Origin of the sequence: Psychrobacillus sp. NPDC093200, from assembly GCF_050280345.1 — a bacterium.
Classification (GTDB): Bacteria; Bacillota; Bacilli; order Bacillales_A; family Planococcaceae; genus Psychrobacillus; species Psychrobacillus faecigallinarum.
Genome location: NZ_JBNNVC010000001.1, coordinates 1026030 through 1040585, shown reverse-complemented (window position 1 = coordinate 1040585; position 14556 = coordinate 1026030). Strand labels below are relative to the sequence as shown.

Here is a 14556-nt window from a genome sequence, read left to right as displayed (position 1 = left end):
CCCCCTAAAGTGTTACAGTTTTATTTATGTCAAATAGATATAGAACTCTCTCTTTTATCTCTACTTGCATGATGTCTTGAATAGCCCTTGCATACAAGGAAAGCTGTAGCTCGTATCTATTTTTCAATTCCTGAACTAAATGATCATCATTATTTTGCAGATGTTTTACTCTATCTGTCTTATAATCTAGCAGCACCCATTGACCATCTTCTTCTTGAAACAAGCAATCTACAACCCCTTGAATAATTTGCTTGTCACCATCTGGATCAACTAAAGCATATGTGAAAGGAAATTCTCTCATTACTTGTGTAGCTGCTCTCAATCGATCCGCTATTTCTGAATGGAAGAATGGAACCATCTTGTTTGGGTCTATTGCCGCTTGCTCCGCAGCAGTTAATATCTCTCTCTCTTTTAAACGCTCAGCAAAAGCTAAAACTTGCTCCGACGTTTTCTTTTCCTCTAAATCTACGTTTTGCATGAATGCATGGACAGCGGTACCAGCCTCGGCACCAGTCAGCTTCTCTTCCTGTTGCAAAAAGAATGGTCGTTTTGCTGTCTTGTCACTTAAAGTGTTTGTAGTTGGACCAAAAAACTCTTCATCTTCACGCTCTAACAAAAGTTGAATTTTTTTCATGTCACTTACTGATTGCTTTGAACGCTTGTGGGTAGAAACCTCAAATGGATAAATTGTGTCAAATATATTTTTGATATCCTCTAACATCGCTGGCTCTTCCGTTTTAATGAGTTCGGAAAGCGTTACTTGCTCCTTTTCTTCCTCTACATGTTGGACTTTAAACTCTTCTATATGCTTAGCGATAATGTTCCATTTAGATGGACCCTCCAATAAATTGGCCTCGTTTACTTCAGATAGTTGTTTATAGTCTGGATGACGAGCAAGGGCTGGACCAATCCAGTCTAAATAACCTTTTGCTTTAGCTCGTACATAGTCAGGGATCATTTCATCGCTCAGCAGTGTTTGAGAATCCTCCCATTTTTCCAATGTTTTTGCCAGGTCCTTGATCGTAGCAACTAAATATAAATGTTCCTTGGCACGGGTCATCGCCACATATAGAACTCGCATTTCCTCTGCCTTTAGCTCCATCTGTTTTTTTTCCTTAATCGCAAGAAATGGTAACGAGGTAAAAGAAATACGCTTTATAGGGTCAATCGCCTTTACTGCTAACCCAAAGTTTTGATCAAATAAATACGACTCATTGAAATCCATTTGGTTAAACGGTCTGCCCATGCCTGCTAAAAAGACTACAGGAAACTCGAGACCCTTCGAGGAATGAATTGTCATTAATCGAACAACATTTTCTTTCTCACTGATAGCACGAGCAGCTCCCAGGTCATCCCCACGTTTTCTCATACGATCAATAAAGCGAAGGAAACGGAAGAGACCACGGAACGAGGTCTTTTCATAAGTTACTGCTCTGTCATGTAAAACACGCAAATTTGCCTGTCGTTGCTTACCGTTTGGCATAGATCCTACAATTTCGTAATAATGTGTATCTAAATATATTTGCCAGATTAAATCTGCTAGAGATCCTCTTCTACTTAGATCCCGCCAATCATCAAATTGCAGAAGAAATCTTTGCAACTTCTCTGCAGTTTCTACTGTCAGTCCTGCACCCCCACTTGAGACAAATACTTTTAATGCCTCATAGAACGGCTCCTTAGGCGCTGCTAGTCTAATTAAAGCTAATTCAGATTCTGTTAAGCCTACGAATGGAGCACGCAAAACAGAAGCTAGTGAGATATCCTGATATGGATTGTCAATTGTTCGCAGCGTATGTAGCATGATTAGTACTTCTACTGCCTCAAAGTAACCCTTAGAAAGCTCCGCGTACAATGGAATACCTGCTTCCTTAAATTGCTCGTTGACTTCTTGAGACCAAGTCATGGAGCGCATTAAAATAACGATGTCGCTATACTGTAACGGCCGTTCTTTTTTCTTCCACGGATCATAGACAGTATGACCGCTGCCAATCATTTCTTTTATCTTAGAAATAATATAACGAGCCTCTGCCTGAGATTTTTTTAACTCCTCCTCAGCGTCAACTGTTTTAAAATCATCCTCATCTTCCTCTGATTCTGCGTTGCCATCTTCTACCTCATATAGCAAGGCGAGTTCAATGGCCGCATCTCTATCATCATAAGGAGCTTGTGGCTTCAAGGAAGCAGCATCGTCGTAGTCAATTTCTCCAACACTTTCTCCCATTACTTGCTGAAAAATATAGTTTGTTCCGTGCAATACCTCTTGACGGCTACGGAAGTTGGCATTTAAATCTATCTTAACTCCTGAGTCATAGGGCTCTTCTTTAAATTTTCGATATTTCCCTAAGAAAAGCATCGGCTCGGCAAGTCTAAATCGATAGATGGACTGCTTTACATCTCCTACCATAAACATGTTTCCCGTGAGTTCTTCTCCACTCTTAACTAGCTGTAGAATTGTCTCTTGGAGTCTGTTTGTATCCTGATATTCATCGACCAGTACTTCCTTAAAGCGAGCTTGGTAATCCTCCGCTATAGCAGAAGGCATTAAATGACCTTCCTCATCGCGCTCCGTTAATATTTCCAGAGCATAATGCTCCAAGTCAGAAAAATCCACTAAACCTTTTTCATTTTTTGCAGCAGTATATCTTTCCCCATAAGAGATTGCCAAATCTACTAAGGTTTTTAAATGAGGTGCCATTAGACGCATTTCTTCTAATAAGCGTTCAGGTGTACGGGTAAAATATTTATCCTTAAGATCATTTACGATCTTTTTCACTTTATTTCGTTTATTCGCTGCCTGCTTTTTGAGCACCTCATCGCAGGAATCTTTTCGAATAGATGCTGCTTTTCCCCATTTTAACCCTTGAAAATAGTAATACACTTCTTGCCAAGTACCCATTTTTAACAAGCGGACTGCTTCCTGTATTAGGGTTTGATCGTTAATAGCAGTATCGGCAAGTGGGGCTGGTCCGTTCGGAAGATTAGCAAGTCTTTTAATTTCCTCTGATACGGCAATTGCTTCCTCCAACTGATAAGTCAAAGCAAGCTTCAATGGTTCAATAAACGGAAGCTCATCAATAGTCATCTGCTCATCTAATTCGTATTCCTTTGGAATTGCTAATAGCCATTTACTTGGCTCCGGATGAACACGAGCATAGCTGTATAGTTTGTCTATCATAACCTCAATCGATTGATCATCACGGTCTGAAGTAAAGCTATCGGACAACAAATACATGGCTTCTGGATTGTCTGTTTGATATGCTTCTTCTAGAATTTCTGCCAATACATCATCTCTCATTAGTGCAGCCTCTGTATCGTCCGCTATTCGAAAGCCAGGATCAATCGTGAGCATATATGAATATTGCCTTACGATATTTAAGCAAAACGAATGCAAGGTGGAAATTTGCGCCTTGTTTAACAAAGTCAGCTGCTTTCTCAAATGAGTAGAATCTGGATCTAAGACGATTGCCTTTTCTAGTGCCTCTCTCATTCGATGACGCATTTCTGCTGCGGAAGCATTTGTGAATGTTACTACTAGTAACTCATCCACATTAATCGGATTTTCTTTTGCAATTACTTTCTGGATAAGTCGATCGATGAGTACAGCTGTTTTACCAGAACCTGCGGCAGCTGCTACTAATACATCTGAACCAGTAGCCCAGATTGCCTTCCACTGTGCCGGGGTCCATGTTAAATCGGCCGGCATGTTAGGAATCTTCATTTGTACTCATCTCCTTTTGAATCTTTTCCGTTATAACGTCTGGTTTTTCTACTTTAATCACTCGAACCTTTTGCTCCGGGTCCTGAGGGTCAAATTGACATACACTTTTGTATGAGCAGTATTGGCATGGCATCTTGTCCTTCATGACATACGGATAAACTCGAGTGTCTCCCGCATTCATACCGTTACCGGCTTGTTCATGTTTTTTACGGACAAAGGATTGTAAAAGTTTCATTTGTTCTGGTTCTACTACTTTGGAGGAGGATTTAGAAAGATTCCCATCCTTGTTCATGCGAACCGGTATCACTTTTGAAAATCCATCTATTTGCTCGTCCATTTCCATAACTACCTCCGGATCATCCAAAAGCAAGCCATTCATCTTATATGACTTATAAATAGCGTCCTGTAGCTCTGTGTCTTCAAGTTCCTTCTGGCTTTGAATAAATGGATTATGCATATGCACGTATAACACACCTGCTGGTTCAGCTTCCTCTTGCAACCAAATTTTTGCATTTTCTACTGCTACATCTAAATAGGTTAAAAGCTGAAGTGATATACCATGATATACTTCATTCAAATCAATGCCTTTCTTAGATGACTTGTAATCTATAATTCGCATGAACATATTACCATTCACGTTTGCAGCGTCGACCCTGTCAATTCTTCCTCGTAACTGCATTCTACGGCTATTTTTTAATGGAATTTCCATAGGTGGTAATATCTCACCTGGACCAAATCCAGCTTCAATGGCAATGGGCACGAAGCCAGATACTTGTGAATGTCTGCTTAATGCCACTAAGGTATTGCCTACTATCTGCTCTAATTTTCGTTGAATGTAACGATATCTATTTGTACTTAACAAGAGCTGATGTACAAAGACCGGAACTATATGGTCTACAGCCTTCTTTGCAAGCTGCATGCACTCTGCTTTAGTTAGCTGGCCCCACGTTAAATTTAAGCGTGATGTCTCGTCAGATATCCACTTCATAGCAGCATGGAATAAGTCGCCCATAGCTGGTGCCTCCAAGCGATACTCTGCTCGCTCCTCCAACTTTAGTCCGTAGCCTGCGAAATGAGCGAAAGGACAGCTATAATACTTTTCAACACGCGAAACGCTTGAATTGATAGTTTCACCGTATAACGCAGCGGTTATATCCTGAGACAACAGCTCGGTTTTGTTTCCACGAAGCATCGGTCTAATAATCCGCTTTAAGAGCGTGGACCAGTATGGATCCTCCATATAATACTGATACACTGCCTGCCATGCATCCGCCAATTCACCGGTTTGTAAAGCCTGACGGAGCTGCATCGACAAATACGCCAGAGTTGTTCTAGGATGACTAATTAATGTGATATCAAAGCTCTGATCTTTAATATCAGAAGGATCGATTACAGCTAATTCCAATGGAACACCATCTACTAACTGTTGAAGCTTGCTAATATACATAGAAGGCAGCTGAGCCTTCCCTTCACTATCCGCAATAGCATAAGATACATACAAATAATGAGAAGGAGTTGCAAAAGCTTTATACGTCAAATAATTTTCATCGAGCAATCTCATCCGAGAGGTTGGCGCTAGCTCAAAGCCTACTTTAGAAAACCATTCCCGCTCAGTATCGGATAGCAACCCCTCATGATCTATTCTTTTTGGGAACACGCCATCGTTTACACCGACTACAAATACAGCTTTTATATTTGTCAGACGCGCAGTATCTACGTTTCCTACGATTACCTGATCTATTGTAGGAGGAATTCGAGAAAAGGTCAGCTGGTCATAGCCTTCATCGAGGATTTTCATCGTTTCCTCTAGTGACATTTCTTTCTCCCCAAACATTAAAACAAACTGGTCAAGTACATCGACCCAATCGTTCCATGCCTGGTCATGCTCTGTAGCCAACAGTAGCTGTCCGCTCTCCTCCTCCGCTTTTTTGAGACTTTGCAATTTTTCATAAACCTGCAAGGATTCCATAAAGGTATAGAGTGCGGTGGCTATTTCTTTTCCTGTACTGCATTCGCCTAAGGAATCGGCCAGCTTCTTAATAGGTTGAATGAGAACATCTCTTACTGCATGGATCTCCGCTTGTATACTTAGTTCTTCATCAGTCTGGACTTTCGAATAAAACTCCAATCCACGATACTTTTTATAAGTCCATCTTCGTTCATCAAACCAACGATCGCCGTATATACCAAAAGACAAAACAAAATTTTCTAAGCGATCCGCACGTTCCCTCCACATCGTTTTAGGCGCATCTAGCGGAAAAAAGAGATCAGTCTTAATCGCCCGGAACATGGGTTCATATTTCCAATCCGTTCGAATAATCTCTAAAACTGTTCTACTAAGCTCGATGAGAGGATGATGTAGCATGGATTTCTTTTTACTTATGAAAAAAGGAATTTCATATTGCGGAAAAGTTGTCTCAATTAGTCCTTCATAGTTTTCTGCATCACGATGCAATATAGCAATCTCGTTATATCTAACGCTTTTAAACTGAGCTAAGTCTCTGATATGTCTAGCTACCGCATGAATTTCTGCACGTTTATTCATCGCCTCTGTAAGCCTTAAAGCTCCTTTAGAGACAATTTCTGTTGGTGGCAATTGATCAAAATTTGCTTCGATATGAGCTAGCTCCGCAGCAACAAACCTTCTTTGCTCGCTAAAATGAACTGTGTTCTCCACTTCTACACCCAATGACTGAGCCATCTCTATTAATCTAACTGCTGTATTGGCGGGCTGAAAGAACAAGGATTGCTCATCATAAGCATCAGACAGGCTCCCTAGTGGAAAAGCGATAGAAATTCTTCTTGCTTTCTTCATCAACGCTTGAATGATTTCAAGCTCTCTTGTTGTAAAAGAGGTAAAACCATCAATATAAATTTCAGCAGTTTCTAGTAAATACGAGTCTTCTATCTTATTGGCAAGCAGAGTTAAATAACCCTCTCCATCTACATAACTCGTTCCTAGCTTCTGTTCAATTAAATCTAACATCATCATGATGTCAGATGATTTGTCTAACAATGTTTGAGGCGCATCTACAGCCTTTAAGTCACTAACTGCATTGCTCATCGAAGAATAATCTAAGCAATACCGACTAAACTCCTTTAGTAAAACCTCTATTTGATCTGTGAATCCCCGTTTAGTAGAGGCACGCTTAAATAAAGTGAATTCCTCTTTATTTTCCTCTAGCAAGCTACGGATGAGCATTCGATAACCGAAACCGCTAATCTCTTCTTTTGCGATTCCCCCTGTTTCCTGAAGGACACGCCAGGCAAGACGTTTAAAGGTGGTCACTTGAGCACGGATGATTCCGCTTAACCCTGAGTCTGCAGCCAAGTCATATTCACTGGAAAAAGACATTTGGTCAGGAACTATATATAAAATAGGGTCTCCAATCGGAGCCGCTTTTACTGTTTGGACGATTTCTTCCTGCATAAATTTTGTTTTACCAGAGCCCGATCGACCACTAATAATTCGTAATGACAAGCTAAACTAGCTCCTTTCATAAAAAAACCGAATAATTCCCTACTCTCATTGTACAAAACATAATCGAGTGAGGGAAATTATTCGGATGAAAAATTAAACGTGGCATCAGCTATTGGAAGATACTTCATCTTTACTTCACCAATAACTTCATCTTTATCTATAAAATGAAAATAGCGGCTATCGAGACTGGCCATTCTATTGTCCCCAAGTACAAATAGTTTACCTTTGGGTACAGTTTTATAACCCGTTAAATCATATAATTCAAAGTCTTCTGTAAAATGCTCGTCTGGATTATTATATGCGATGTTACCCTTTAAAAAAGGCTCATCTACCTTTTTTCCGTTTACGAATAGTTCATCATTTTCATATTTAATCGTATCTCCAGGTACACCAATGACACGTTTGACGAAATCTTCTTCTCCATTGTTAAAAATAATTATGTCCATGCGGTTAATCGGTGAAATCTTACTAATTAGGACCCTGTCTTGATCTGAAAGCGTGGGCATCATTGACTTACCACTAACTTCATAATTAGTTACAATAAACAGTCGAACTACGAGTACTATAGCTACAGCAATTGTTATGGCAATTACCCATTCAATTGTCTCCTGCTTTAATTTACTCAAATGTCTCTCCTCTTTTTCTCTTTCTTTTGGCCTTGATGCCTCTAAAATCATCTTCTACTTTCTTTTCAATTCTTTTTTCCACTCGCTTTCCAATGAACCATAATATTGCAATGACAATAACAACTATTGCTGTTCGAATTGGTTGGGTCACAAGTGCTTTAAGGTCAGACCCGATAAAGCTCACAACAAAAATCATGATCAGTTTACCGGATGCTACCGTCCATAAATATGTATGCTTTTTAATATTTGACAACCCAGCTACTATATTTACCAAGGCAGAAGGAGTGAAAGGAAAACATATCAATAAGAATAGTGGACCAAAACCATTTCTCTCTACCCATAATATTAATTTTTGTATTCTTTCATGCCTAGTTATAAAACCTAATACGCGTGCTCGTCCATATTTTCTAATGACTAAGAATACTGTATAAGCTCCAACGAAGGAACCAACCCACGATATTAAAAAACCAAATAACAACCCATAGGCTGCTACGTTTGCCACAATAAATACTACTAAAGGTAAGAATGGTAAAAAAGCTTCTAGAAAGGGCAGTAGGATACCAAATATCGGTCCGAGCGCCCGATAGTCATGCGTTAAATTAGTGAGTGTGTCTAAAGAAAACCAATCTGGCATATTTCTCTCCTCCGCCTATGTATATTTGTACTTTTCCCTTTTATTTTATACATAAAACTATTTTCTTATAGTATAATTTTTTCATTATGTAAAAAGGATGTGAATATTTTGTGAATAAGCATTTTGTAAATGGACTCCGAGATGGATCAAGCATCGCTATCGGATATTTTCCTGTTGCACTAACCTTCGGGCTTTTGGCAAAAACGTCTGGATTATCTCTGTTAGAGGCAACTGCCATGAGCCTCTTTGTATATGCGGGAGCTGCTCAATACATGTCTTTGACTCTTATCACAAAATCGGTAGATCCGATTTTAATTGTGTTAAATACTTTTGTTGTAAACATTCGTCACTTCCTTATGACGGCATCATTGAATGAAAAGATGCAAAGTGAAAAAAGATGGATCAAAGGAATTTATGCTTTTGGAATTACAGATGAAGCCTTCTCTGTTCTTGCTACTAAGAAAGAAGACAAGATTCCAACCCCCTTCGCATTTGGTGTTGTCGTTATTGCTTATACTAGTTGGGTTGTTTTCACTGCGATAGGTCATGTTATCGGGGCAAATCTTCCTGCTTTCCTTCAAGCGGCTATGGCCATCGCTTTATATGCAATGTTCATCGGTCTATTGGTCCCATCTATGAAGGGTAACCGAAAAGTTGTTATGTTAGCCCTAATAGCCGCGCTAATTAATGCTTTTTTTTATTGGACTAGCTTGCTATCGACTGGATGGTCCATTTTGGTTGCGACTCTTGCTTCTTCTATCATAGTTGAAATCGTTTATGCAAGAAAACAAAAAAGTTTGCCGAAAGGAGTTTAATGAATGAGAGATTGGTATTGGTGGATGCTTCTTGGTATGGCAATTGTGACTTATATCCCTCGGGCGTTCCCTTTAACCTTCTTGGAAGGTAAGGAGCTTCCTCCTGTTATCTCTGGTGTTTTACGTAATATCCCCTATGCTGTTTTAGGAGCATTGATATTTCCTGCTGTTATATACATACAAGAAGGCAATATATTATTTGGTGTCTTTGGTTCTATTGTTGCCTTTGCGCTTGCTTTTTTGTTTCAAAACGTAATGATTGTCGTCTTAGGCACTATAGGATTTTTAGCCATTTATAGTTTATTATTTTAATAGTCTGAATTATTTTACTTTTTAAATATACTTGACTACTAGGTTTTGATTGTTTAAAGTTGAAAACAATTCTTACAACAATTAAATAGCACATCACTTTCTTATCTAGAGAAACCGAGGGATCAGGCCCTATGACGTTTCGGCAACAGGTTCATTTGAATACTGTGCCAACTCCTGCAAGCGTAATGCTTGAAAGATGAGAAAAGTTGGTTTTTCGTATATTTTGAAGAGCTTTCTTTTTCTTATCGTTTATTAGATAAGAAAATGGAAGCTCTTTTTTCTCGTGATAGAAAGGTAGATGACTATCATTTGTCTGTAACGAATGATGATGCCTAAGGAGGTTGTTATTAATGATTGAGTTTAAAAATGTTTCTAAGACTTTTCGTCTTGGCAAACGGGAGGTGCATGCCGTTAAAAATGTCTCTCTAAAAGTTAATGCAGGAGAAATATTTGGCATCATTGGGTTTAGTGGAGCTGGGAAAAGTACACTCCTTAGATTAGTGAATATGTTGGAACGACCATCTAAGGGCTCCGTATTTATTCAGGACATTGATGTAAATTCTTTGTCATCAAAAGAACTACGAACTAGAAGAAGAAATATCGGTATGATTTTTCAAAACTTTAACCTATTCCATTCTCGTTCAGTTGCTGGTAATATCGCTTACCCATTAAAGCTTGCTGGTCTTAGTAAAAGTGAAATTAATACACGTGTTAATGAGCTATTAAGTTTTGTTGGCCTCTCTGACAAGGCAAAGGATTATCCAAGTCAGCTATCTGGGGGACAAAAGCAAAGAGTAGGAATAGCTCGTGCACTAGCAACTTCCCCAGATATTTTAATTTGTGATGAAGCGACATCAGCTTTAGATCCAGAAACTACTGGTGAAATACTTAGACTTCTAAAAAAGGTCAATAAAGAATTTGGTATAACCATTTTATTGATTACTCATGAAATGCACGTTATCCAGTCCATTTGCCAAAGAGTAGCAGTGATGGAGGACGGTGTGGTTATTGAATCGGGAGATGTGTTCGATGTCTTTACCGAACCACAGCACCTTACCTCACAGCGTTTTATCCAATCAGTACAGCAGGACCTTCCCTCCCCAAGGATATTAGAGGAATGGCGTGCTCGAGGTGGCAATGGCTTCTACCGAGTGATTTTTAAAGGAGAGATCACTAACGAAGCGGTTTTATCGCATATAACTCAGAAGCACAAGGTTCATTTTAATATTGTATACGGCTCTATACGCGAATTGCAGGAAAGACTGTTTGGAGACTTAGTTATCTCGTTCGAAGGTGATCCAGTAGCTATTCAACATGCGATTGCAGAGTTAGAAACTATTGTGGATATAAAGGAGGTGGCAAAGCATGAAGGTTGATTGGAGTACTTTTTGGCCAAGAATTGTGGAGTCGACAGGCGAAACAATCATAATGGTAATCGCCACCCTTATATTCGGCTCTATTTTAGGAATAACGATTGGATTACTGTTGTTTGTCACACGTGAAAGGAACATATTAGAAAATAAATTAGTTTTTCAAGTTTTAAATATCTTGATCAATATCATACGTCCGATACCTTTCATTATTTTTTTAGTAGCTATTTCACAGCTTACAAGATTAGTAATGGGAACAACAATAGGTACAGCAGCTGCAATTTTCCCCATGACAATTGTTGCGAGTTTTTCGATTGCTAGAGTAGTTGAAAATAACTTAGTTAGTATAGATCCGGGTGTTATTGAAGCAGCGCAAGCAATGGGAGCAAGTCCCTTACGCATTATATTTACGGTATTAATCCCTGAAGCTTTAGGGCCTCTTATCCTAGGATTAACATTTATAACTGTTAGCTTAATAGACTTTTCAGCAGTGGCAGGAACTGTTGGTGGCGGTGGTCTCGGTCATATTGCTATGACATACGGCTATCAGCGTTTTGACGGAAGCGTAATGCTCGTAACAGTCATTATTCTTATTATTCTTGTTCAGCTTGCGCAATGGTTAGGAAATGCTTTGTCAAAAAAATTCATGAGAAGATAAGGAGAGATTTCGATGAAAAAATTTAGTTTATTATTTTTCGCTCTAATAACTGCTTTAATACTGACGGCTTGTGGTGACTCATCTGCTGCTAAAGATAAAGATACAGTTAAAGTGAAAATTGGTGTAAATGGTTCAGATGGCATTCAATGGCCAATTTTACAGAAGAAAGCTGCTAAGGAAGGTATTGAAATTGAACTAGTAGAATTTGCAGATTATACATTACCGAATAATGCATTGGCTCAAGGAGATATCGATTTAAATGCTTTCCAACACTTATCCTTCCTATCCCAATACGTGAAGGAAAGTGGCAATGATATTGTTCCAATCGGCTCTACAATGTTTGCACCTTTAGGAGTTTATTCGGAAAAAATTAAAGACATAAATGAAATAAAAAAAGGAGATAAAATTGCTATCCCAGATGACCCAGCTAACCAAGCGCGTGCTCTTCGTCTTTTAGAGTCTGCAAAGCTCATCACATTATCAGATGATTTTGGCCTATTCGGAGATCCCACTGGTATTGTAGAAAACCCATTAAATTTAGATATCATTCCAATGGTTGCTCAACAAACTCCACGAGTATTACCGGACGTTGCTGCCTCCATTATCAATAATGGCGTTGCCGGCCAGGCTGGGTTTTCCCCTGGAGAAGATCCTATTTATAGAGAGGCTGGAGAAGATGAATCTATCTATCCTTACGTTAACTTAATAGCAGCTCGCGGAGAAGACAAAGACAACGAAGCCTATCTTCGCATCGTCGAACTTTATCAAGAGGAAGACATTCAAAAAGCAATCTCTGAGGACACGAAGGGTGGCTCATCTCTAGTAATTTTAACTCAGGAACAACTAGATGAGACATTTGAAAATCTATTGAAATAAATAAATGAAAATATAAGGAGGAAAAAAGATGAGTATTGTAAAAGAACCGAAAGAACTTCTGATTAAGTCAATTGAGGAAAATAAAGAGCTGTATATTCAAGTCAGCCAAGAGATTCATGCTAACCCGGAGATTGGTAATCAGGAATTCTTTGCTAGTGCCAAGCATATTAAGTTGCTACGTGACGCTGGCTTTGAGGTAACTACTGCCGTTGCAGGTCATGAAACCTCCTTCTATGCTATAAAAAAAGGAGTAAAAGAAGGTCCTACTGTAGCTTATCTAGCCGAGTATGATGCTCTTCCAGGCATCGGTCATGCCTGTGGTCATAATATTATCGGCACTACTAGCGTAGCAGCTGGTATTGCTCTAGCAGAGGCACTTCCCCTTACAGGTGGCAACGTGGTCATACTAGGAACCCCTGCCGAGGAAGGTGGCCCCAATGGAAGTGCAAAAGGAAGCTTCGTAAAGCATGGCTTCTTAAAGGATGTAGATGTCGCATTAATGATTCACCCTTCCGGGAAAACATCTTTAACTAGTGAGACATTGGCTGTAGATCCACTAGATTTTCATTTTTACGGTAAAGCTGCACATGCATCTGGATCTCCAGAGCAAGGAATAAACGCTCTAGATGCAGTCATTCTGCTATTCAATGGTATTAACGCACTTCGTCAACAGTTACCAAGCAATGTACGTATTCACGGCATTATCACTCACGGAGGGGATGCACCGAATATCATACCCGATTATGCCTCAGCCCGCTTTTATATCCGTGCTGAAAGCTGGAAACAAACGGAGGAAGTAGCACAAAAGGTTCATGCTATCGCTAATGGCGCAGCGTTAGCAACCGGTGCCTCGGTAAGAATTGAGCGATTCCAAAACGAGGTTCAGGACTTTGTATTAAATTCAAAATTGGACGAAATCCTACATTCCGAACTAGAAGCAGTGGGAGAATTCGTGCATACGGAAAAACGAAAAGGAAAAGGCTCCACAGATGCTGGAAATATTAGCTACGCAGTCCCTACTGCCCACCCGCATATCAAGATTGGCCCTGATGATTTAGTTGGTCACACAATCGAGTTTCGGGAAGCAGCTAAATCCCAGCTAGGTAACGAGGCACTCATCAAAGGCGCCAAAGCTCTAGCCTCCACTGGCTACCGCATCCTCACAGATGCAGAATTGCTACACAACATCCGCAAGGACCACGAAGTAGCGCTAGCTAAGAAAACCTGTGGAAATTGAGGAATAGCCGGCTCGATAATAGGTAGGTAAAGTTGGGTGTGTAGGGATGTATGGTAGGAGTGTTGCTGGTTTATGAGAAGTGTTGCAGTGATCGCGTTAACTATGCGCGTTTTTCACAAAGTGTTGCGCAAATGGTTTAAACTGTTGCGCAGAAAGGAAGCGTTGCGGGTTTGCTGAGAAGTGTTGCAGAGATCGCGTTAACTGTTGCGCATTCTGCCAAAGTGTTGCAGTGATTGCGTTAACTGTTGCGAGTTTTTCACAAAGTGTTGCGCAAACGGAGGAAACTGTTGCGCGTTTGATGAGTAGTGTTGCAGATAAACAAGTATCTACAAATGGTTCCCCCCAACCTAGAAGATAATTAATAGCCTGCAATATTACTTTAACGTTGCACAGATGAGAGTAAACATTGCAGTAATCACTAATAACCTTGCACAGATCACTATAAACATTGCGGTATTCGCTTCAAACCTTGCAGTGATGACTCACAACCTTGCACTTACCAAAATTCCTTGCACTATGATGTGAGTCATGCCCTTTCTCAATTCCTTTCACCAAAAGCAAAATAAAAAATCCGCCTTCAAGAGGCGGATTTTTTGTCGCGTGCTTTCATATGGCTTGCATACCAGAATCCAACTGTCAGGGATGCTGCATCTAAAATGTATATCCACCAACGATGGGTGTATCCTGCATAGACCGATGCTGCAAATAGCGCGACAGTTAGTAATAGGGCAACATAGCGGTTGAAGGTTATGCGAGTAAATAGCACAACTAATAAAGCAGGTGTCACGATAGCCAGTATCACTTGTGTTGGTATAGATAAAGTTTCCAT

12 protein-coding genes and 1 riboswitch are annotated in these 14556 nt (G+C 39.8%); of the genes, 7 read left to right on the top strand and 5 right to left on the bottom strand.

The window, feature by feature from the left end:
• Nucleotides 1-4: 4 nt before the first annotated feature.
• From addA to ACQKNZ_RS05025, 4 genes are all read right to left on the bottom strand, one after another.
• Complete coding sequence (addA, locus tag ACQKNZ_RS05040) at nt 5-3718, bottom strand: helicase-exonuclease AddAB subunit AddA (protein WP_427658434.1); 3714 nt, start codon at nt 3716-3718, stop codon at nt 5-7.
• Nucleotides 3705-7199 carry a helicase-exonuclease AddAB subunit AddB gene (addB, locus tag ACQKNZ_RS05035; protein ID WP_427658432.1) on the bottom strand — a complete coding sequence of 1165 codons (3495 nt, stop codon included), beginning with the start codon at nt 7197-7199 and terminating at the stop codon, nt 3705-3707. Before addB ends, addA begins: the two co-directional genes overlap by 14 nt.
• A gap of 77 nt (nt 7200-7276) precedes the next feature.
• Nucleotides 7277-7825, bottom strand: a complete 549-nt coding sequence (lepB, locus tag ACQKNZ_RS05030) for a signal peptidase I (protein ID WP_225215866.1) — start codon at nt 7823-7825, stop codon at nt 7277-7279.
• A complete protein-coding gene (locus ACQKNZ_RS05025; RefSeq protein WP_144537679.1) occupies nt 7818-8459 on the bottom strand; it encodes a TVP38/TMEM64 family protein in 642 nt (213 codons plus the stop codon). The genes lepB and ACQKNZ_RS05025 overlap by 8 nt, the downstream gene beginning before the upstream one ends.
• A 110-nt stretch (nt 8460-8569) precedes the next feature.
• On the opposite strand from ACQKNZ_RS05025, the gene ACQKNZ_RS05020 reads away from it, so the two are divergent.
• From ACQKNZ_RS05020 to ACQKNZ_RS04990, 7 genes are all read left to right on the top strand, one after another.
• Entirely contained in the window at nt 8570-9274 is a 705-nt protein-coding gene (locus tag ACQKNZ_RS05020) for an AzlC family ABC transporter permease (protein ID WP_144537677.1), read from the top strand.
• A gap of 3 nt (nt 9275-9277) precedes the next feature.
• A complete protein-coding gene (locus ACQKNZ_RS05015) occupies nt 9278-9586 on the top strand; it encodes an AzlD domain-containing protein (RefSeq protein WP_154311265.1) in 309 nt (102 codons plus the stop codon).
• A gap of 98 nt (nt 9587-9684) precedes the next feature.
• Nucleotides 9685-9789, top strand: a riboswitch (SAM riboswitch).
• Entirely contained in the window at nt 9776-9922 is a 147-nt protein-coding gene (locus tag ACQKNZ_RS05010; RefSeq protein ID WP_154311266.1) for a hypothetical protein, read from the top strand. Its footprint overlaps the riboswitch before it by 14 nt.
• 14 nt (nt 9923-9936) lie before the next feature.
• Nucleotides 9937-10962: a methionine ABC transporter ATP-binding protein gene (locus tag ACQKNZ_RS05005; protein ID WP_340862795.1), complete on the top strand. Its 1026-nt coding sequence runs from the start codon at nt 9937-9939 to the stop codon at nt 10960-10962.
• A complete protein-coding gene (locus tag ACQKNZ_RS05000) occupies nt 10952-11614 on the top strand; it encodes a methionine ABC transporter permease (RefSeq protein ID WP_144537671.1) in 663 nt (220 codons plus the stop codon). Before ACQKNZ_RS05005 ends, ACQKNZ_RS05000 begins: the two co-directional genes overlap by 11 nt.
• 12 nt (nt 11615-11626) lie before the next feature.
• A complete protein-coding gene (locus ACQKNZ_RS04995; RefSeq protein WP_427658428.1) occupies nt 11627-12490 on the top strand; it encodes a MetQ/NlpA family ABC transporter substrate-binding protein in 864 nt (287 codons plus the stop codon).
• 28 nt (nt 12491-12518) lie between these two features.
• Nucleotides 12519-13727 (top strand): M20 family metallopeptidase, encoded by a 1209-nt coding sequence (locus ACQKNZ_RS04990; RefSeq protein ID WP_427658426.1) that lies wholly within the window; start codon nt 12519-12521, stop codon nt 13725-13727.
• Between the two features lie 577 nt (nt 13728-14304).
• On the opposite strand, the gene ACQKNZ_RS04985 is transcribed toward ACQKNZ_RS04990, so the two are convergent.
• Complete coding sequence (locus ACQKNZ_RS04985; protein ID WP_144537668.1) at nt 14305-14556, bottom strand: CsbA family protein; 252 nt, start codon at nt 14554-14556, stop codon at nt 14305-14307.

Excerpts from the sequence above, each read along its gene's own strand:
- ACQKNZ_RS05005 (WP_340862795.1), top strand. The coding sequence starts at position 9,937 with ATGATTGAGTTTAAAAATGTTTCTAAGACTTTTCGTCTTGGCAAACGG.
- ACQKNZ_RS04985 (WP_144537668.1), bottom strand. The coding sequence starts at position 14,556 with ATGGAAACTTTATCTATACCAACACAAGTGATACTGGCTATCGTGACA.
- ACQKNZ_RS05025 (WP_144537679.1), bottom strand. The coding sequence starts at position 8,459 with ATGCCAGATTGGTTTTCTTTAGACACACTCACTAATTTAACGCATGAC.
- ACQKNZ_RS05015 (WP_154311265.1), top strand. The coding sequence starts at position 9,278 with ATGAGAGATTGGTATTGGTGGATGCTTCTTGGTATGGCAATTGTGACT.
- ACQKNZ_RS05000 (WP_144537671.1), top strand. The coding sequence starts at position 10,952 with ATGAAGGTTGATTGGAGTACTTTTTGGCCAAGAATTGTGGAGTCGACA.
- addA (WP_427658434.1), bottom strand. The coding sequence starts at position 3,718 with ATGAAGATTCCTAACATGCCGGCCGATTTAACATGGACCCCGGCACAG.
- ACQKNZ_RS04995 (WP_427658428.1), top strand. The coding sequence starts at position 11,627 with ATGAAAAAATTTAGTTTATTATTTTTCGCTCTAATAACTGCTTTAATA.
- ACQKNZ_RS04990 (WP_427658426.1), top strand. The coding sequence starts at position 12,519 with ATGAGTATTGTAAAAGAACCGAAAGAACTTCTGATTAAGTCAATTGAG.